The following is a 548-nucleotide window of genomic DNA, read 5'->3' as shown; positions in this document are numbered from 1 at the left end:
CACCGGGCAGGCGTCACACCGTATACGTCCACTTTCGTGTTTGCACAGTGCTGTGTTTTTAATAAACAGTTGCAGCCAGCTGGTATCTTCGACTGATTTCAGCTCCATCCGCGAGGGACTTCACCTACTTATCAGCGTGCCTTCTCCCGAAGTTACGGCACCATTTTGCCTAGTTCCTTCACCCGAGTTCTCTCAAGCGCCTTGGTATTCTCTACCTGACCACCTGTGTCGGTTTGGGGTACGATTTGATGTTACCTGATGCTTAGAGGCTTTTCCTGGAAGCAGGGCATTTGTTGCTTCAGCACCGTAGTGCCTCGTCATCACGCCTCAGCCTTGATTTTCCGGATTTGCCTGGAAAACCAGCCTACACGCTTAAACCGGGACAACCGTCGCCCGGCCAACATAGCCTTCTCCGTCCCCCCTTCGCAGTAACACCAAGTACAGGAATATTAACCTGTTTCCCATCGACTACGCCTTTCGGCCTCGCCTTAGGGGTCGACTCACCCTGCCCCGATTAACGTTGGACAGGAACCCTTGGTCTTCCGGCG

General features: G+C 53.5%; 1 rRNA gene. It reads right to left on the bottom strand.

What is annotated here, in order from left to right:
- Window positions 1–548, bottom strand: a 23S ribosomal RNA gene (locus CRI63_RS23855); the annotation flags it as partial.

The organism is Escherichia sp. E2661 (assembly GCF_004745185.1).
Taxonomy (GTDB): domain Bacteria; phylum Pseudomonadota; class Gammaproteobacteria; order Enterobacterales; family Enterobacteriaceae; genus Escherichia.
The sequence above is the reverse complement of the archived record's forward strand: the minus strand, read 5'-3'. Positions and strand labels throughout refer to the sequence as shown.